This is a genomic window from Mesorhizobium sp. RSR565B (assembly GCF_054719465.1).
In genome coordinates, this window is record NZ_JBTTIE010000001.1 from 4975553 (window position 1) to 4992600 (window position 17048).

Consider the following 17048-nt stretch of genomic DNA (forward strand, 5'->3'; position numbering starts at 1 on the left):
GGAAAATTTGACGATCAGGGAGGAATGCCATGCGCTTGGTTGCGTTTTTCGCCGTCGTTTCCGTTGCAACTTTCATCGCCAATCCATCGCGGGCACAGGACGCCGCGGCGGGCGAGAAGGTCTTCACCAAATGCAAGGTCTGCCACGTCGCAGACCAAGACACCAACAAGATAGGCCCTTCGTTGCATGGCGTTATCGGCCGGACGGCCGGCACGCATCCGGATTTTAAATATTCCGAAGCCATGATCGCGGCCGGCACATCCGGCGTCAAATGGGATGAGCCGACACTGACGACGTATCTTCACGACCCCAAGGCAATGGTCAAAGGGACGAAGATGGCGTTTCCCGGCCTCAAGAAGGACGAGGACGTCGCCAACGTCATCGCCTATCTGAAGCAATTTTCCCCGTAACCTGGCTCTTCGGCCGGCCAGAGCGTTTCACCGTTTCACGGAAACTGCGATCCGCTCGATCTCTTTGTTCTTACGCAATTCCGGGCGGAAAACCCCATACACTTTCCTGGAATTGCTCTAGGCTGCCCGGTTTCCATCGATGGTCGTCTCAAATGTCGGTCAAGGAAAGCCTCAAGGATACCGGCGTCCGCCTCTCGGAAGCGACGGCCAGTGATTTCTTTGCGCTCTTGAAGCCTCGGGTCATGGCCCTTGCCGTGTTTACCGCCTTCGTCGGTCTGATGGTGGCGCCCGGCGCGATGAACCCGGTCATCGCCGTGATCGCCATAGGTGCGATTGCGGTTGGAGCGGGAGCGGCCGGCGCGCTCAACATGTGGTACGACGCCGACATCGACGCGCTGATGTCGCGCACGTCAAAGCGGCCGGTTCCGTCGGGCCGCGTCACGGCCGGCGAAGCGCTCGGCTTCGGCTTGGTGCTTTCCGCACTTTCGGTCATGACGCTCGGCGTGCTGGTGGGCTGGCTTGCCGCGTCACTGCTGGCCTTCACCATCTTTTTCTACGTCGTCATCTATACGATGTGGCTGAAGCGCTCGACACCGCAGAACATCGTCATCGGCGGCGCGGCGGGTGCCCTTCCTCCGATGATCGGCTGGGCGGCGGCCACCGGCGCCATCGGCATTGAAAGCCTGATCCTGTTCCTGATCATTTTCCTGTGGACGCCGCCGCATTTCTGGGCGCTCGCACTGTTCAAGGCCGGCGACTATGCCGCTGCCGGCATCCCGATGATGCCGAACGTGGCCGGCCAGGCCTCGACCAGAAGGCAGATCTTCGCCTATTCACTGCTCCTGGCACCGATCGGAGTGCTGCCTTGGGCGTTCGGATTTACGAGCGGGGTCTATGGGATTGTTTCGGCTGCATTGGGCGCGGGTTTCATCTGGCATGCCTGGAACGCCCTGGTCATCCTCGACAAGGAGATGAAGCCGGCCAAGGCGCTGTTTGCCTATTCGATCTTCTATCTTTTCGCGATCTTTGCCGTGCTGCTTGCCGATACCATCGCGATACGCGCGTTCATGTCAGCCGGAGGATGACGGCATGACGCTGTGTTCGGAAACCTCGCCTTCCGGGAGCCTTTTGTAAGAACGGGCGACAAGCTCCAGTCAATGGAGTATATTGATTGCGGTGCAGGTCGCGGTTCGCGTGGCCAGTCATGCAGAACGGCAGCACCGTGAAACCGCGACCTTGCCGGACCTGGTCTGGAGGAACGGGCATGACAAGTTTTCACGTGATTGCAGGCGCCAGCGAAACGCTGGAACACACCAAAATCCGAAAAATCAGTGTTTCCGATCTATTCGATGCGCTCAAGCGCGGTGTTGACGATTTTATGGTCAAACCGTCGCACATCGTCTTTCTCTGCCTGATCTATCCGCTTGTCGGCGTGGTGCTCGCTGCCTGGACTTCGGGTGCCAATGCGTTGCCGATGTTGTTTCCGCTGGTGTCCGGCTTTGCGCTTATCGGTCCATTCGCGGCGATCGGCCTTTACGAGATCAGCCGCAGACGAGAAGCCGGGCTCGACACCTCCTGGACGCACGCGTTCGAGGTCAGGAATTCTCCGGCCCTGCCAGCCATCGCCGCAGTCGGGATCATGCTGGTTGCAATCTTCATCGCCTGGCTTTTGGCGGCGCAGGTGTTCTACGAATATCTCTTCGGCCCGGCTCCGCCTGCATCGATTTCGGGCTTCATCAATGAAATATTTGCCACCGGACGCGGCTGGTCTCTGATTGTCCTGGGGCACGCCATCGGCTTCGTCTTCGCCGCGGTGGTGTTGTGCACGACGGTTGTTGCCTTCCCGTTGCTGCTCGACCGCGACGTCGGCGCCTACGAAGCCATCCACACGTCGGTGCGAGCGGTGCTGGCGAACCCGATCCCCATGGCTGTCTGGGGACTGATTGTCGCCGTCGCCCTGATCATAGGCTCGCTGCCGGTGTTTGCCGGGCTGGCGGTCGTGCTGCCGATCCTGGGTCACGCCACCTGGCATGTCTACCGCAAGGTTGTGGAGCCGCCATCGTCCGCGAGGACGGTCGGCCTCTGACCCCGCAGATCAACTGATGGGAAGCTTCATCTCCGGTCTTTGACCGGAGATGAAGCTGTGCGTCAGGGCCCCGGTCCGAAGAAGGACAACCGGGTGAGAAGCGTGTAGTCCGCTTCGAAGAGCATCATCGCCACGAACACCAGTATCAGAAGCGGCGGCAGGATGATCGCATAGGTAAGCGCCAGCCGCTCCCAGGCCATGTGCATGAACACGGCGACGATCAGCCCGGCCTTGAGGATCATGAAGATCAGGATCAGAGACCATCTGAGATAGCCGTGGATGCCGAGATAATCGACCATGTAGGAGCAGGCGCTAAGGATGAACAGCCACGCCCAGACCACCAGATAGAGCTTGATCGGATGTTCCTGATGAACCTCCGCGACGCCGGTCGGTGGCCCTTCATGCGCATGATCAGAGTGCAGCGCGTGTTGCCCGAGGCCGTTTGCGGTTGCTTCAGCCATGTCAGCCTCTCACCAAAGATAGAAGAATGCGAAAATGAAGACCCAGACCAGGTCGACGAAATGCCAGTAGAGCCCCATGATTTCGACGTTCTCGTAGCGACCCCTGCGGCTGGTGAAGAAGCCGGGACGTCCGACGTCATAGTCTCCACGCCAGACCTTTCGCGCCACGATGATGAGGAAGATCACGCCGATCGTCACATGCGTGCCGTGGAAGCCGGTGATCATGAAGAAAGTCGAACCGAATTGTGCCGCGCCCCAGGGATTGCCCCACGGCCGTACCCCTTCGGTGATCAGCTTGGTCCATTCGAAGGCTTGCATGCCGACGAAGGTGGCTCCTAGCGCTGCCGTCAGAAGCATGAGGATTGCGGTTTTGCGGCGGTCGCGGCGATAGCCGAAATTGACCGCCATGGCCATCGTTCCGCTGCTCGATATCAGCACGAAGGTCATGATGGCAATCAGGATCAGTGGAATGTCCGAACCGCCGATGCGAAGCGCAAAGACCTCGCTCGGATTGGGCCACGGCACGCGCGTGGAAACGCGCGCTGTCATGTAGGAGAGCAGGAAGCAGCCGAAGATGAAGGTGTCGCTGAGCAGGAAGATCCACATCATGGCCTTGCCCCAGGACACGTTCTTGAACGCGCGCTGATCCGAGGACCAGTCGGCGGCGATGCCTTGCCAGCCTGCGGGCCGCGTCTCCGTTTGGCCGGTATGCGTCAGTGTGGTTTCTGCCATGCTCCTCGACCTCCTAGGTCAGCAACTGCCGGCAAATATCGATGAACGTCACGGCCCAGCCGGCTAAAAGAGCGAAGATGGCGAGCCAGACGAAAAGCAGGAAATGCCAGTACATGGCGCATAATTCGACGCTGAGGCGAAGCCGTTCCGGGCGTGCACCGTTCCAGGCGCCGGCGGTTGTCCTGCTCAGGCCCACCAGCCCTCCCACGATATGCAGGCCGTGCATCCCGGTTATCAGGTAGAAAAAACTGTTGGCCGGATTGGAGGCCAGAAAATAACCATCGGCGGTCAGGTCCCGCCATGCCATGAGCTGCCCGATGAGGAAGGCGATCGCGGTGAGCCCAGCCGCGGCAAGGCCGAGCCTGACCGTGTCCATCTGGCGCTTGCGCGCCGCGATCGAGGCGCATTGCAGCGCAACGCTGCTCAGCACCAGCATGCCGGTGTTGAGCCAGAGCAGGCGTGGGATGGGCAGCGGCTGCCAGTCCGACAGCGCCATACGCATGAAGTAGGCGCTGGTGAACAGCGCAAACAGGCAGCCGACCACGGCGAGGAAGACACCGAGGCCAATCTTGGCGGTCGGCAGGCTCGATCGGTCGAAGGCGACAAAATCTCCTGCCACACCTTGCTCGAGCCATGGTTTCGCCATCAGCCGCTGATGCGAGAGCCACCAGCCGGCAAAGCCGGCGATCACGAGAAGGAAGACCAGGATGACGCTCATGCCGGCTCCCTGGAGGGGCCGAACGTGCCCGGCATGTTTTGCGGAATGAAGTCCTCCTTGGCGCCCGGCACGCTGTAGTCATAGGCCCAGCGATAGACGATCGGCAGATCCTTGCCGAAATTGCCATGCGCCGGTGGCGTCTGCGGCGTTTGCCATTCGAGTGTCGTGGCTCGCCATGGATTGCCACCGGCCTCGCGCCCATGGCGGATGCTCCAGATAAGATTGAACAGGAAGACGATCTGGGCGAAGCCGACGATAAACGCCATGATGCTGATGAACGAGTTCAGGTGATGCGCCGACTCCGTCATGACCGTCACGTCGGTCAGTTCGGCATAGCGCCGCGGCACGCCCATCAGGCCGATGTAATGCATGGGAAAGAAGATCAGGTAGGCGCCGAGAAATGTGACCCAGAAATGGAACCGGCCGAGCGTCTCGTTCAGCATCCGGCCGGTGACCTTCGGGTACCAGTGGTAGATCGCGCCGAAGATGACGACGATCGGAGCAACACCCATGACCATATGGAAGTGAGCGACGACGAACATCGTGTCCGACAGCGGGACGTCGACGACGACGTTGCCGAGAAACAGCCCGGTCAACCCGCCATTGACGAAGGTGACGATGAAAGCCATGGCAAACAGCATCGGTATGGTGAGATGGATGTCGCCCCGCCACAGCGTCAGCACCCAATTGTAGACCTTGATCGCCGTCGGGATGGCGATGATCAGTGTCGTGGTGGCGAAGAAGAAGCCGAAATAGGGGTGCATGCCGCTGACATACATGTGGTGCGCCCAGACCACGAAGCTCAGCGCGCCGATGCCAACGATGGCCCAGACCATCATCCGGTAGCCAAAAATGTTCTTGCGCGCATGCGTGCTGATCAGATCGGAGACGATGCCGAAGGCCGGCAGCGCCACGATGTAGACTTCCGGGTGGCCGAAGAACCAGAACAGATGCTGGAACAGGATCGGGCTGCCGCCATTGTGCTGTAGCTGTTCCCCCATCTCGACGACCGCGGGCATGAAAAAGGAGGTTCCAAGCGCGCGGTCAAGCAGCATCATCACGCAGGCGACGAACAGCGCCGGAAAGGCGAGCAGCGCCATGACGGTGGCGGTGAAGATGCCCCAGACGGTCAGCGGCAGGCGCATCATCGTCATGCCGCGCGTGCGGGCCTGCAGCACCGTCACGACATAGTTCAGACCGCCCATGGTGAAGCCGATGATGAACAGGATCAGCGAGACGAGCATCAGGATGATGCCCCATTCCTGGCCGCCAGGTGTGCCGGTCATGATGGCTTGCGGCGGATAGAGCGTCCAGCCGGCGCCGGTCGGTCCGCCGGGCGCAAAGAAGCTCGACACCAGCACCAGCACGGCAAGGAGGTAGATCCAGTAGCTCAACATGTTGACATAGGGAAAGACCATGTCGCGGGCTCCGACCATCAGCGGGATCAGGTAGTTGCCGAAGCCGCCGAGGAAGAGTGCGGTGAGCAGGTAGATCACCATGATCATGCCGTGCATGGTGATGAACTGGTAGTAGGCCTCGGGGGTGATGAAATCGAACGTGCCGGGGAAGCCGAGCTGCAGCCGCATCAGCCAGGACAGCACCAGCGCGACCAGGCCGATGGCCGTTGCGGTCGCCGAATACTGGATGGCGATGACCTTGGCGTCCTGCGAGAACACATACTTCGTCCACCAGCTGTGCGGATGGTAAAGCTCCATTTCCGCGACTTCGGCGGGCGGGACGGCATCTGCAGGCGTGATATCGACCATAGGCGGAGCACCTCCGTGCCCTTCAGCGGGACCCGACAGTTTCGAGTTTTGCCGCAACTTCTAGAGCTGACGCCGTCGCGTTGCCCGGCGCCTGTTCCACCGAGCCCGTCTGCTGCGGCGCCGACAACTGCGCGAACGTCTGCTGCTGGTCGAGCCAGGCCACATAGTCCTGCTCGGTATCGACCATGACGATGCCATGCATCATCGGATGCCCCTGGCCGCACAGTTCGGCGCACAGAACCTGGAAGGTCCCGGTCTTGGTGGGGGTGAACCAGAAATAGGTGACCGAGCCCGGTATCATGTCCATCTTGGCGCGGAATTCCGGAACGTAGAAATCGTGCAACACATCGATCGAGCGCAGCAGCATCTTGACCGGCTTGCCGACCGGCAGATGCAGGTCGGCCGCTTCGACCACGACGTCGTCCTGGCCGCTGGGATCCTTGGCGATCACGCCCAGCGGATTTTCAGCGGTGACGTCGCGGGTGTCGGATGTGCCGAGTTTGCCGTCCTTGCCGGGCAAGCGGAAACTCCACTGCCATTGCTGGCCGACGACTTCGACCACGGTTGCGTCGCTTGGAACATTGACGAACCGGCTCCAGACAAACAGGCCGGGAACCAGCATGGCGGTAACACCCACTCCGGTGACGATCGTCAGCCACCATTCGAGCCGCTTGTTCTCCGGTTCGTAGGCCGCCTGGTTGCCTTCGCGGTGACGGAAGCGGAAGACGCAATAGGCCATGAATAGGACGACCGCGGCGAAGACGACGCCGGTGATCCAAAAGGTGATGATGATGGTGTTGTCGATATAGTCCCAATTCGAGGCAATCGGAGTCCACCACCATGGGCTCAGGAAGTGGAACAACACCGAGCCCACGACGATCAAAACGAGTACAACCACTATGGGCATGTCCCGTTCCTCCCGGTATTTCAGGGGGCGCGAAGCCGTCCCGGGAAAATACCAAGTGCATCATGCGTGATTTGCGATCGAAATTCTAGAGCCGGTTGTGGAAGGAGCGAAAAATTGCTTCTGCGGCGCCGGACCTTGCTTCGTTGGTGACGCCGGAGCGACACCCGACCCCCCAAATCAGGGAGGGCAGGGGCTGGTTTGATTCGGCTTGCCTTGTTCCAGCGGGATCAAAGCGCCTTGATGATGATGCAGCCGGCCAAAAGCAGCACGACGCCGGCGAGCCGCATGCCGGAGACAAGCCGCTGCGGCAGGCGGAACCAGCCGAAGGTGTCGACGAAGATGCCGGCGACCTGCTGGCCGGCCACCGTCAGGCTGACGGCAGCTGCCGCTCCGATGACGGGGATGGCGGTGAACACGGTCGTGACATAGGTGGCGCCGGCAAAACCTCCGAGCCAGCCCCACCAGGGCATCGACGACAGGCCGGCGAGGCGAGGGCGGGGCGTCTTCGTCGGGGCAAGCGCGATCAGAAGCACCGCGGCCATGGCCAGCATCGCCACCAGGAATGAAATGGTGCCGACCGCAAACGGCGCGCCGCCAAGGTCGTGCCGAAGCAAAGCGTTTACAGCGCCTTGCACCGGAAGCACGGCGCCTGCCAGCAGCGCCAGTCCGATCCACCCTGGTTTCGAGGGCGCCAGATTGTCCGCCGCGCCCTTCTGTCCCAGAACGATGAGGGCAGCACCGGCAAGCACGACCAGCATGCCAAAGGCAGGCCCGGCTCGCAGTCCTGCTTCGGGGATCCCGAGCCAGCCGAACGTGTCGAGGGCGAAGGATGCAAGCATCTGCCCGGCGATGAAGAGCCCGACGGACACGACGGCGCCAAGGCGAGGGAACAGAAGAATGGTGGAAACGACATAGAAGGCCGAAGCCATGCCGCCGATCGCGTGCCACCATTCGGCTTGCCGAACGGCAAGCAGCGCCGGTGTCGTTCCGGTGAGAGTTGTGATCGACAACAGCACGATGGCGCCGACCGCGAGCTGAAGCGTGGTCGCGGCAAAGGGTGAGCCGACCGCCTTTGAAAGTTGGGCATTGGCGCCGGCTTGCACCGCAAGCAGGCCACCGGCGACAAGCGCCAGAGGGACGAAGAGGATTTCCACGATCGTATTCCTTGAATGTGGGTGCTGCGGCTAGGGCATGATCCCAAAAAGTGGGTACCGGTTTTTCGAAAAGATCATGCTCCAACAAAGGGTTAGGTCATGATGAGATTTCAACCAAATCTCATCATGATCTAAGCGGCAGCCGATGCTTCAGGCCGGGCGGGAACGGCAATGCCTCTGACAACTTCGGAGCGTCGGCCTATGGCGGCATACCAACGCGCCAGGTCTGGCGCGTCATCGAGGCTGAGGCCGAGCCTGGTGACGGCCGCGTTGATCCATGGCCATGTCATCACATCGGCGATGCCGTAGCTTCTGCCGACGATGTGCTCATGGTTCTTGAGCCGGCTATTGAGCACTCGGAAGACACGTCCGGTTTCGCGCTCAAAACGCTCGATCACGTAAGGGATTTTTTCCGGCGCGAAGATTTTGTAGTTCCACAATTGGCCAAGCGTCGGGCCGACATGGGCCGCCTGGAACAAGGTCCAGGTCAGCGTATCGTCCGCTTCCTGCGCGCCCACCGGCTGAAGCTTGCCCGACCGTCGCGCCAGGTAGTGCAGGATGGCGCCGGATTCGAAGACCGTGCGGCCGGCGTCCCGGTCGACGATCACCGGGATCTTGTTGTTGGGGTTGAGCGCCAGGAAATCAGGCTTGGTCTGGTCGCCCTTTTCGATGTCGACCAAGCGGACCGAGTAGGGCAGGCCGACCTCTTCCAGCATGATCGAGGCCTTGTGCCCGTTGGGTGTCTGGCAGGTGTAGAGTTCTATCGGCGTCATGGCTCTTCTCCGCGACCGTTCTTTCGTCGTTGGACTCCATATGGCGTGCGTGCATGCGCAGATCGACATGCCGATTCGCCCGCTCGCTCTGCGTTTTTGCACAGTGAAGCGTCATTTGACTCGCAGAGCGCAGCGCTTTCTCTTATCTTTCTGCAAGAATGCACAGCTCGCGCGATATCGACTGGGAAGATCTGCGCATGGTGCTGGCCGTCGCCGATGGCGCTTCGCTAGCGGCGGCGGCTCGGATCCTGGGCGTGAACCACACGACTGTGCTGCGGCGCGTCAACGCCTTCGAGGCGCGGCTGGGTATCCGCCTTTTCGATCGGTTGCCGACTGGTTATGCCCTCACCCCGGGCGGCGAGGAACTGCTGGGCGCGGCACGCACAATGGCCGAGACGGTCAATGAACTGGCGCGCAAACTGTCGGGGCAGGATCTCAGGTTCGAAGGCAGGTTGCGGGTCACCACCACCGACACGCTGATGGCGTCGGTGCTGCCGCCGATCCTGGGGGCGTTTCATAAGCTCCATCCCGGCATACGGGTCGAGGCGATGACGCAGAATTCCATCGCCAACCTGACGCAAAGGGATGCAGACGTGGCGATCAGGCCGGTGTCGCAACCGCAGGAAATCCTGGTGGGCCGGCGCATTTCGGGCGTCGCCTTCGCCGCCTACGCGACACGTTCCTACGTCGAAACGCTACCCCCGGAGCCGAGATTGGGTGCGCTGCGCTGGATCGCGCCCGACGACAGCCTAGCCAACACCGGCGTCGCCCGCTGGATGCGGTCGTCGCTGCCCGATGTCGAGATCGCCATGCGCGCCGATTCCCTGGTGACGATGTCGCATGCGGCGGGCGCCGGTATCGGGGTTGCGGCGCTGCCCTGTTATCTCGGCGACAGCCTGCCCGGGCTTGTAAGGGTCGGAGGGCTGATCGAGGAGATTGGCTCGGCGCTGTGGGTGCTGGTGCACGACGATTTGCGCCGCACGGCGCGCGTCCACGCCTTCACCACATTCGTCTCCGGCGAATTGCAGCAGCGGCGCGACCTTCTTGAGGGCAGGCTCGGCGCCGTAGCTTGAGACGCACGCCAGCTGACGCGCGGGCTCAGCTCCGCAACAAGCTCCCAAGCTCTGCGACGGTCATCACGCGCCCGAACACCTTGCCTATGATGTCGAGGGTTGCATTGTGCGATGGCTCGTCCAGTCCGCCGTTGGCGTCGCTGATGAAAGCCACCTTGTAGTCACGCATGAAGGCGCTCCGCGCGGTGGATTCGCAGCAGATGCTGGTCACGGTGCCGATGATGATCACCGTGTCGACCCGGCCTGCGCCACGGATGTTGCGCAACACCGTCTCGATCTGCGTGTTGTGGAAGGCATCGTAGCGGTGCTTCTTGATGACGACATCGCCCGGCAGGGGCGCAAGCGCGGCGACGATTTCGGCGCCGGCGCTGCCTTCCCGCATTCCGTTGGTTTTCAGCTTCGGCTGATAGCCGGTTTCCAGCGGCGAGATATCGAAATGGTCGCTAAGCACATGCTGGGTGTAGATCACCGGGACGCCTTGCGCGCGGAAGCTCGACCACCTGCCGCATCGCCGGAATGCGATGGCGGGCCATGGCCACTTCCATGACGGCGCCCTCATCGACGAAGTCGCTTTGCATGTCGATGACCAGGAGGGCTGCGCGTTGCTTGTCGAACGGCCATGGTTCGTCGCCGGGCTGGGGCATTGCGCGTTTCCTGTTTCCGACGTTGATCAGGTGAGCAGCAGGCTCTTCATCGAGACATCGCAATTCCTGCCGATGACGATGTGATCGTGGATGGATGGAGAGATCAAAGTCGTGGCAATCTCGCAGCGAGTTCCGGGATTTGTTTGGGCGACTTGACGCGTCCTCGCTTGGCCTACGGGTCGATGACCGCGATCGCATCGATCTCTATCAGGTAGCCGGGAGACATCACTGCTATCCCGACCACCACGTTTGCCGGCTTGTGATCGCCGAACAGCTCGATCTGGGCCGCTTCGATGATCGGCACGTGTTCGTCGCGTTTGTAATCGACGATGTAGATCGTGATCTTGCAGACTTGCTCGGGCCGAGCGCCGGCGGCAGCAAGCGCACGGCCAAGATTCCCGAACGCCAGGCGCGCCTGGACTGCGAAATCACCATGGCCAACGAGCTTGCCGTGTATGTCTTCCGGCTGCTGGCCCGAGACGAACACCAGCTTGCTTCCTGTCGCAACGACGACCTGGGAGTACATTTCCGGAATCGGCAGATCATTTGGATTTATGCATTCGAGCGTCATTGAATAGATCTCCTGCAATGGCTGTCGGGAACTGGCTGCTTCGTATTCGCGGGTCTACCACATTGTCGCCGAAGCGGGCGATTCCGTCGCAATATCACTTCTACACCGCAACCGTGGGCATTTGAGCCAAAGCGGAATGTTGCTGATTGGCTCGCGAGCGGTGCGTTTGGGTTGACGGCGCCGGCGAGCGTCGGGCTCAGATCAGCAGCAGGCCCTTCATCGAGGCATTGCCTTTCTTGCCGATGATGATGTGGTCGTGGACGGCGATGCCGAGCGGCTTGGCGCTGTCGATGATCTGCTTGGTCATTTCGATGTCCGCACGCGATGGTGTCGGATCGCCGGAAGGGTGGTTATGCACCAGGATGACGGCGCTGGCCGATAGTTCCAGCGCGCGCTTGACCACTTCGCGCGGATAGACCGGCGTGTGGTCCACGGTGCCGACCTGCTGTACCTCGTCGGCGATCAGCACGTTCTTCTTGTCGAGAAACAGGATGCGGAACTGTTCGCGGTTCTCGAACGCCATCGCCGAGCGGCAGTACGCGAGAAGCTGCGTCCAGTTGGACAGCACCTCGCGGTCGCGAACCTCGGTCCGCGCCATGCGCTGCGCGGCAGCGGCAATCACCTTCAGGTCGACCGCCACGGCGGGGCCGATGCCCTTCACCTCCTGCAGCAGCGCCACCGGTGCGCCAAGCACTTCGCCAAAAGTGCCGAAGCGCGCCAAGAGCGCCTTGGCGATCGGCTTGGTGTCGACGCGCGGGATCAGGCGAAACAGCAGCAGTTCGAGAAGTTCGTAGTCGGGCAGGGCGTCCGCGCCGCCGGCAACGAAGCGCTCGCGCAAACGGTCGCGATGGCCGTGATAGTGTGGCTTCTCCGCCGATTTGTCTCTTGGTGCCTTGTCCTTCGCCGGTGGTTCAAGCCACCGCTCGGAGAAGAACCCCCGTTCGTCGTCACCGCTGTTCCCCATCCATCCCCCACACTCCCCGAAGGCTTCGACGGCAGATTAGAGCGGTAAGCAGCGCGCGGTCGAGTTTTTTCGGCGACGGCGCCTCAAAGCTGCGGCTTGAGGCGATCTTGTTTTCAGCTGACCGGCGGCAGGCCGGGGCGGTCGAGCTTGTTTGGCGACAGGGTGAAAATCTCGCAGCCGGTTTCGGTGACGCCGATCGTGTGTTCGTACTGCGCCGACAGCGAGCGGTCGCGCGTCACCGCCGTCCAGCCGTCCGACAGCACTTTCACATGCGGCCGGCCAAGATTGATCATGGGCTCGATGGTGAAGATCATGCCCGGCCGCATCTCGACGCCTTCCGAGGCGGTGCCATAGTGCAGGATGTTGGGTGCGTCGTGGAACAGCTGGCCAACGCCGTGGCCGCAGAAATCGCGCACCACCGAGCAGCGCTCTGCCTCGGCATAGGTCTGGATGGCGGCGCCGATGGCGCCGGTGCGGGCGCCGGGCCGGACCGCCGCGATTCCGCGCATCAGGCACTCATGAGTGACTTCAAGCAGGCGTTCGGCGGCGCGCTTGATGGTGCCGACGGGATACATGCGCGAGGAATCGCCGTGCCAGCCGTCGAGGATGTAGGTGACGTCGATGTTGACGATGTCGCCATCCTTCAACGGCTTGTTGTCTGGAATGCCGTGGCAGACGACGTGGTTGATCGAGGTGCAGGACGATTTGGTGTAGCCGCGGTAGTTGAGCGTCGCCGGTAGCGCGCCTTGGTCCATGCCGAATTCGAAGACGAAACGGTCGATGGTCTCGGTGGTGACACCCGGCTGGACCATCGGCACCAGTTCATCAAGGCAGCGCGCGGTGAGATCGCAGGCCTTGCGCATGCCGGCAAATCCTTCTTCGCCGTAGAGGCGGATCTGGCCGGTGTTCCTGAGGGGTGCCGTGGCGGCGTCGAGATAGGTGACCATAGTGTCCGTTTGCCTGTAAGCGGGCGGCGCATATCAGCCCGTTAGAAAATTTCCCCAGATTTGGCACTGCAAGCCGCAAGGTTCAAGGAAGAACTGCCGGCAATGGACTGATACTGGCGATATTCCTGGCTTGCGCGGCCGCTCAGATGACATCCAGGTGCGCGATCTCCTCCGGATGCCGAGATCGCACTGACGACACATTTTCGCGCAAAAGCAGCCAAAGCAACTTTTGACGACGAACGGCGTTGCTGTGGTCGACGCCAGTTCGGGAGATATAGAATGGACAGATTGCAATTCGAGGTGCCGGTGCGCATCGCGCCCGCGCCCGGGCTGCCGGTAGAGGAAATATACAGCGTCGAACAGGCGCTGGATATCCTGCATGACTGGCCAAAGAAGCGACAGGGCAAGGTCTATGAAGCGGCGTTCAACGCCTGTTTCGGGGCCACGGTGGATGTGGTCAGGACTGAGGACGCATGGCGCGCCTTCATGGCGTTTTGCCGGGTCAGTGGCCTGCTGGCCAGGGACATGATGGTTACGGCCAAGCGCGCCGGCGAGGCGAGGGGCCTGAGGGTCTAGAGTTCTGCTTGGCCTGGAGGCCGGCCAACCGACTCGTTCCAATCGGCGCGGACTCCGCGGCGTTAAGGTTCCGTTTCCGACTTCACAGCTAGGCATGAGCCATAGAGCAGCGTCTGATTCGTTGCGTCGGTTTCATGGTGCAGAACATGTCTTCAGCCAATGTGCGTACCTTCCCGCTAGATCGGCAGACCGTGCTGGTGCGCGAGGTCGCCGCAAGGCTGGGCAGACTGCACGGCGACACGGCCACGTCGTTCTGGAAGGCCACGGCGCGCGAACTCCTCGACAAGGCGGTCGCGGCCGGCTGCGATGCGGCTTCGGCGGCCAACGATGTCCGCCGGTTTTTTGCCGCGGTCCAGGACGAGATGCATTTCAAGGCGGACGATGCCGCACCAGGGCAGCGCCGGACGCGCACCCGCCTCTAGCTTCGTACAGAGCACCGACACGCGCTCACTGTGGCTAACCGTGGACCGGTCTTGGCGTCGACGATCTCGGGCCTTGCGCTGTCGATCGTGCCGTCCCAGCCACGGCGAGCGCCTTGTTGAACGCGAGACAGGCGATGAAATACTGGTCGCGCTCGGCCCTGGCGACGTCGGTCATCGCCAAGGAAATCGTCGAGCGCTATGGCGGGACCATCACGCCGGAGAACCTGCCTGACGGATGGCTTTTGCAGATGGTGGGATCGACGCGGTTTAGCGCAAGGCGTCGGCCTCTCGGCGATCCCTGTGCCGACCCGATCCGAATCGGCTATGCCTGCGCGATGCAGGAAACGTCTCTCTACATCCCGGTGAAGCGGTTTCTCGAGAGCCTGGAATTCACGGTGAAGGGCGAAGTCGGCCACTGCGATATCGTGGCGGTGCGCGACGGCGAGCCGCCTGTGCTGGTCATCTGCGAACTGAAATTGCAGTTCAACCTCGAACTGGTGCTGCAAGGTGTCGATCGCGCGGCGGCATGCGACGAAGTGTGGCTGGCCGCGCGCATGTCGGCGCGTGGCAAAGGCCGCGAGCACGACCGCCGTTTTCGCGCGCTGTGCCGGCGGCTCGGCTTCGGGCTTCTGGCTGTCAGCGGCAAGGGGGAGGTCGAATTGCTGCTCAGCCCGGCCGCTCTGCCGCCGCGTCGCGATCCAAAGCGGCGCTCGCGGCTGATGGAGGAACACCGGCGCCGGCGCGGCGATCCGGTGGTCGGCGGTGGCTCGCGAGCCCCGATCATGACGGCCTACCGGCAGGATGCGCTGGCCTGCGCCGCAGCCATGACCGACGGGCCGAAACGCCCGCGCGATCTGAAAGCGATTTCGCCGCGCGCGGCCAGCATCCTATTGGACAATGTCTATGGCTGGTTCGCCAGGGCCGAGCGCGGCGTCTACGCGCTGACCGAGGGTGGCCACGCGGCGTTACAGCGCTGGCCGCAGGTAGCGCACGACCAGGGATGAGTGGCCGGAGATTGCCGCGAGCAGGCGCCAGGGGAAATCTCGGCACGGCAGCGCGTGCGCCGGTTCACCGATGCGCCGCGCCACCGTTCCAGCCGCTGCTAGTTCGGCGGCTGCCGCGAGGCTTCTTGTTTTCCTGAAAGATCTGGTACGCCCAAGGGGAATCGAACCCCTGTTACCGCCGTGAAAGGGCGGTGTCCTAACCGCTAGACGATGGGCGCGCTCAGACGAAGCGGCTTATAATTGCGTTGTTGCCAACCGGCAACCCATCAGCCGCCAGATGCGGAAACTTTTTTCAAGAGGGGCGAAAAGGGCCAGTTTGGTGAGCCAGCCCAGGTTTTCTGCCCTCGCGTCATTGCACATCTTTGGAGATTAGCCTGAACGCCCCGCGCAGTCGTCATCCTATGGTCTGCGCTGCGTCGCTGCGCGCCTTGCTTCGCCATAGGATGACGAAGTCGCGGGTGCCTCGGCTAATCTCGAACGTCGCTGATAGCTAATCGGGAAAAACGGCAGGCTGCTAACGGCCGCTCGGCCCGTTTGCCGAATGGGGATGCTACCCCCGCCGGCGGCAGCGCCAATTCCAGTCGCGCTCGGGGCCGACGTCGACGTGAACGGATTCGGTATGGCAGTAGGTGCCGACGCCGCCGCGGCCGGGCATCGTTCGGATGTAGCTCGCCAGTTCCCATTTCGAGACGCCGGGAACCTGGATGTCGGCGGCGGCGCAATACATGTGCAGCGAATTCTTGGCGCCGTTGGCGCGGCGGTTGCGGGCCGGGTCGCGGTAGCCTGATGTGACCATCATCTTGCGGCCGTAATGGCCTTCGATGGTCTTCAGCACACGCACCAGCGACGGCTTCAGGCAGGCGACGTCGACGCTCTCGTTTTGCTTCAACAGGCCATTGGGCGCCAGCCGGGCGAGGCCGGCGGCGGAGGCCACCTGATAGGCGCCGCCCGAACCCTCGTCCTCGTTCAGGTCGACGTCGCTTTCGTCGTCGAGGCCGGATTTGCGCTTGATCTCGAACAGCGCCGTCTGGCGCACGCCGGGCAAGGCATCGCTGCCGGTGATGTGGTTGCTCTCGTTGCCAAGCGAGGCAAGCTGCAAGGGCTTGTCGGCGGAATTGGCTGACGCTAGCGTGATGATCGGCTTTGCCGGGACGGCCTTCTGGGAAGCAACCGCAGGCTGTTCGCCCGAGCGCGAGTTGACCAGCGGAGCAGGTGCCGCCGAGGTTGGCGTGGTGCTGAACAGTGAGGCCAGGAAGCCCTTCTTCGGCGTGTCGATCTGCTGGGGCGCGGCGGTCACGTAGACCTCGTTGGTCGCGGGTGCCGCTGCCGTCGCTTTCGGTGCGGTCACGCCGGCATCGGCGGCGGCGATCTTCTGCGCCACGGCGTCCGTTGCGGCCGCGGTCTGTGCTGACTGCTGCAGCGACTGCGGCGTCTGGCCGACAATGGTTTCGGAGCCGGCGGGAACATTGACCGGGAAGCCGGTGCCGGGCTTGGCCACCGGCACATAGGCGACCTGCTCGGGCAGTGTCGCATCGCCCGCTGCCGTCATCATCATCTGCGGCCCGGTGGATGTGACCTGCACGGTCGAATCGCCCGGCGCCGCAGGGCTGGCGCCGGAAGCCGCGGCGATGTCAGAAGCGGTCGCGTTGTAGCCAGGCATGCCGACGGACATTGTGGGGTCGCCGGCGGAGGTGCAGGACGCCAGAAGCACGGAGAAAAGCGCTGCCGCTATAGTGCGACCTTCTCTCCCCGCGAGACGCGATCCTGCTGATTTCAAAACTAAATTCCCCCTCGGTGTCCGGTCGGCCTGCTATTGGTGCGGCGTCGAAACGTTCACATC

Annotated in this window: 20 protein-coding genes and 1 tRNA gene; 8 read left to right on the forward strand and 13 right to left on the reverse strand. The window is 62.3% G+C overall.

All coding sequences use genetic code 11. The features are described 5' to 3' along the window. Nucleotides 1–29 precede the first annotated feature (29 nt). From ACYG9R_RS23820 to ACYG9R_RS23830, 3 genes are all read left to right on the forward strand, one after another. Nucleotides 30–410, forward strand: coding sequence for a c-type cytochrome (locus tag ACYG9R_RS23820; RefSeq protein ID WP_023667668.1), 381 nt, complete (start codon nt 30–32; stop codon nt 408–410). Nucleotides 411–562: 152 nt separating this feature from the next. Next, a complete protein-coding gene (locus ACYG9R_RS23825) occupies nt 563–1495 on the forward strand; it encodes a heme o synthase (protein ID WP_023688232.1) in 933 nt (310 codons plus the stop codon). 179 nt (nt 1496–1674) lie between these two features. Next, nucleotides 1675–2496, forward strand: coding sequence for a DUF2189 domain-containing protein (locus tag ACYG9R_RS23830; protein ID WP_023823004.1), 822 nt, complete (start codon nt 1675–1677; stop codon nt 2494–2496). Nucleotides 2497–2558: 62 nt separating this feature from the next. Here the strand turns inward: ACYG9R_RS23830 and ACYG9R_RS23835 are convergent, their stop codons facing one another. The 7 genes from ACYG9R_RS23835 to ACYG9R_RS23865 form a co-directional block, all read right to left on the reverse strand. After that, a complete protein-coding gene (locus tag ACYG9R_RS23835) occupies nt 2559–2957 on the reverse strand; it encodes a cytochrome C oxidase subunit IV family protein (protein WP_023733688.1) in 399 nt (132 codons plus the stop codon). 9 nt (nt 2958–2966) lie between these two features. After that, the gene (locus ACYG9R_RS23840; RefSeq protein ID WP_023667664.1) at nt 2967–3689 is read right to left on the reverse strand and encodes a heme-copper oxidase subunit III family protein; all 723 of its coding nucleotides are present in this window, start codon (nt 3687–3689) and stop codon (nt 2967–2969) included. Nucleotides 3690–3702: 13 nt separating this feature from the next. After that, nucleotides 3703–4407 carry a cytochrome c oxidase subunit 3 gene (locus ACYG9R_RS23845; protein WP_023823003.1) on the reverse strand — a complete coding sequence of 235 codons (705 nt, stop codon included), beginning with the start codon at nt 4405–4407 and terminating at the stop codon, nt 3703–3705. Continuing rightward, the gene (gene ctaD / locus ACYG9R_RS23850; protein WP_023681631.1) at nt 4404–6173 is read right to left on the reverse strand and encodes a cytochrome c oxidase subunit I; all 1770 of its coding nucleotides are present in this window, start codon (nt 6171–6173) and stop codon (nt 4404–4406) included. Before ctaD ends, ACYG9R_RS23845 begins: the two co-directional genes overlap by 4 nt. Before the next feature lie 22 nt (nt 6174–6195). Continuing rightward, nucleotides 6196–7080, reverse strand: a complete 885-nt coding sequence (locus tag ACYG9R_RS23855) for a cytochrome c oxidase subunit II (RefSeq protein ID WP_023667661.1) — start codon at nt 7078–7080, stop codon at nt 6196–6198. Nucleotides 7081–7307: 227 nt separating this feature from the next. Further along, nucleotides 7308–8234: a DMT family transporter gene (locus tag ACYG9R_RS23860; RefSeq protein WP_023823002.1), complete on the reverse strand. Its 927-nt coding sequence runs from the start codon at nt 8232–8234 to the stop codon at nt 7308–7310. Nucleotides 8235–8365: 131 nt separating this feature from the next. Continuing rightward, nucleotides 8366–9007 (reverse strand): glutathione S-transferase family protein, encoded by a 642-nt coding sequence (locus ACYG9R_RS23865; protein ID WP_031199031.1) that lies wholly within the window; start codon nt 9005–9007, stop codon nt 8366–8368. A gap of 158 nt (nt 9008–9165) precedes the next feature. Between ACYG9R_RS23865 and ACYG9R_RS23870 the strand changes: the two genes are divergently transcribed. Next, nucleotides 9166–10080: a LysR family transcriptional regulator gene (locus ACYG9R_RS23870; protein WP_023823000.1), complete on the forward strand. Its 915-nt coding sequence runs from the start codon at nt 9166–9168 to the stop codon at nt 10078–10080. A gap of 25 nt (nt 10081–10105) precedes the next feature. Here ACYG9R_RS23870 and ACYG9R_RS23875 read toward each other — a convergent pair whose 3' ends face one another. Next, a complete protein-coding gene (locus tag ACYG9R_RS23875; protein ID WP_081726775.1) occupies nt 10106–10639 on the reverse strand; it encodes an isochorismatase family protein in 534 nt (177 codons plus the stop codon). Here ACYG9R_RS23875 and ACYG9R_RS23880 point away from each other — a divergent pair. Further along, nucleotides 10602–10808 (forward strand): hypothetical protein, encoded by a 207-nt coding sequence (locus ACYG9R_RS23880; protein WP_023822998.1) that lies wholly within the window; start codon nt 10602–10604, stop codon nt 10806–10808. The genes ACYG9R_RS23875 and ACYG9R_RS23880 overlap by 38 nt on opposite strands. 88 nt (nt 10809–10896) lie before the next feature. On the opposite strand, the gene ACYG9R_RS23885 is transcribed toward ACYG9R_RS23880, so the two are convergent. The 3 genes from ACYG9R_RS23885 to map all read right to left on the reverse strand — a co-directional run bounded on the left by ACYG9R_RS23885 (nt 10897) and on the right by map (nt 13206). Beyond that, nucleotides 10897–11295 (reverse strand): RidA family protein, encoded by a 399-nt coding sequence (locus ACYG9R_RS23885; RefSeq protein WP_023681625.1) that lies wholly within the window; start codon nt 11293–11295, stop codon nt 10897–10899. Nucleotides 11296–11491: 196 nt separating this feature from the next. Beyond that, nucleotides 11492–12259 carry a RadC family protein gene (radC, locus tag ACYG9R_RS23890; protein ID WP_023822997.1) on the reverse strand — a complete coding sequence of 256 codons (768 nt, stop codon included), beginning with the start codon at nt 12257–12259 and terminating at the stop codon, nt 11492–11494. 113 nt (nt 12260–12372) lie between these two features. Further along, nucleotides 12373–13206 carry a type I methionyl aminopeptidase gene (map, locus tag ACYG9R_RS23895; RefSeq protein ID WP_023681623.1) on the reverse strand — a complete coding sequence of 278 codons (834 nt, stop codon included), beginning with the start codon at nt 13204–13206 and terminating at the stop codon, nt 12373–12375. Nucleotides 13207–13485: 279 nt separating this feature from the next. On the opposite strand from map, the gene ACYG9R_RS23900 reads away from it, so the two are divergent. The 3 genes from ACYG9R_RS23900 (at nt 13486) to ACYG9R_RS23910 (ending at nt 15208) form a co-directional block, all read left to right on the forward strand. Beyond that, nucleotides 13486–13782 (forward strand): DUF982 domain-containing protein, encoded by a 297-nt coding sequence (locus ACYG9R_RS23900; RefSeq protein WP_023688240.1) that lies wholly within the window; start codon nt 13486–13488, stop codon nt 13780–13782. A gap of 146 nt (nt 13783–13928) precedes the next feature. Then, on the forward strand, nt 13929–14204 hold the full coding sequence (locus ACYG9R_RS23905) for a DUF6074 family protein (protein WP_023691124.1): 276 nt from the start codon (nt 13929–13931) through the stop codon (nt 14202–14204). 335 nt (nt 14205–14539) lie between these two features. After that, a complete protein-coding gene (locus ACYG9R_RS23910) occupies nt 14540–15208 on the forward strand; it encodes a DUF2161 domain-containing phosphodiesterase (RefSeq protein WP_023688243.1) in 669 nt (222 codons plus the stop codon). 143 nt (nt 15209–15351) lie between these two features. On the opposite strand, the gene ACYG9R_RS23915 is transcribed toward ACYG9R_RS23910, so the two are convergent. Continuing rightward, nucleotides 15352–15426, reverse strand: a tRNA-Glu gene (locus tag ACYG9R_RS23915). A 332-nt stretch (nt 15427–15758) separates the two neighbouring features. Further along, complete coding sequence (locus ACYG9R_RS23920) at nt 15759–16880, reverse strand: D-Ala-D-Ala carboxypeptidase family metallohydrolase (RefSeq protein ID WP_245259993.1); 1122 nt, start codon at nt 16878–16880, stop codon at nt 15759–15761. Nucleotides 16881–17048: the final 168 nt, after the last annotated feature.

Bases quoted from the DNA above. Each gene is read 5' to 3' on its own strand.
- ACYG9R_RS23900 (WP_023688240.1), top strand. From the start codon at position 13,486: ATGGACAGATTGCAATTCGAGGTGCCGGTGCGCATCGCGCCCGCGCCC.
- ACYG9R_RS23835 (WP_023733688.1), bottom strand. From the start codon at position 2,957: ATGGCTGAAGCAACCGCAAACGGCCTCGGGCAACACGCGCTGCACTCT.
- ACYG9R_RS23830 (WP_023823004.1), top strand. From the start codon at position 1,675: ATGACAAGTTTTCACGTGATTGCAGGCGCCAGCGAAACGCTGGAACAC.
- ACYG9R_RS23840 (WP_023667664.1), bottom strand. From the start codon at position 3,689: ATGGCAGAAACCACACTGACGCATACCGGCCAAACGGAGACGCGGCCC.
- ctaD (WP_023681631.1), bottom strand. From the start codon at position 6,173: ATGGTCGATATCACGCCTGCAGATGCCGTCCCGCCCGCCGAAGTCGCG.
- ACYG9R_RS23910 (WP_023688243.1), top strand. From the start codon at position 14,540: ATGCAGGAAACGTCTCTCTACATCCCGGTGAAGCGGTTTCTCGAGAGC.
- radC (WP_023822997.1), bottom strand. From the start codon at position 12,259: ATGGGGAACAGCGGTGACGACGAACGGGGGTTCTTCTCCGAGCGGTGG.
- ACYG9R_RS23880 (WP_023822998.1), top strand. From the start codon at position 10,602: ATGGCGGGCCATGGCCACTTCCATGACGGCGCCCTCATCGACGAAGTC.
- ACYG9R_RS23865 (WP_031199031.1), bottom strand. From the start codon at position 9,007: ATGACGCCGATAGAACTCTACACCTGCCAGACACCCAACGGGCACAAG.
- map (WP_023681623.1), bottom strand. From the start codon at position 13,206: ATGGTCACCTATCTCGACGCCGCCACGGCACCCCTCAGGAACACCGGC.
- ACYG9R_RS23905 (WP_023691124.1), top strand. From the start codon at position 13,929: ATGTCTTCAGCCAATGTGCGTACCTTCCCGCTAGATCGGCAGACCGTG.
- ACYG9R_RS23875 (WP_081726775.1), bottom strand. From the start codon at position 10,639: ATGAGGGCGCCGTCATGGAAGTGGCCATGGCCCGCCATCGCATTCCGG.
- ACYG9R_RS23855 (WP_023667661.1), bottom strand. From the start codon at position 7,080: ATGCCCATAGTGGTTGTACTCGTTTTGATCGTCGTGGGCTCGGTGTTG.
- ACYG9R_RS23825 (WP_023688232.1), top strand. From the start codon at position 563: ATGTCGGTCAAGGAAAGCCTCAAGGATACCGGCGTCCGCCTCTCGGAA.
- ACYG9R_RS23820 (WP_023667668.1), top strand. From the start codon at position 30: ATGCGCTTGGTTGCGTTTTTCGCCGTCGTTTCCGTTGCAACTTTCATC.
- ACYG9R_RS23845 (WP_023823003.1), bottom strand. From the start codon at position 4,407: ATGAGCGTCATCCTGGTCTTCCTTCTCGTGATCGCCGGCTTTGCCGGC.
- ACYG9R_RS23885 (WP_023681625.1), bottom strand. From the start codon at position 11,295: ATGACGCTCGAATGCATAAATCCAAATGATCTGCCGATTCCGGAAATG.
- ACYG9R_RS23870 (WP_023823000.1), top strand. From the start codon at position 9,166: ATGCACAGCTCGCGCGATATCGACTGGGAAGATCTGCGCATGGTGCTG.
- ACYG9R_RS23920 (WP_245259993.1), bottom strand. From the start codon at position 16,880: ATGTCCGTCGGCATGCCTGGCTACAACGCGACCGCTTCTGACATCGCC.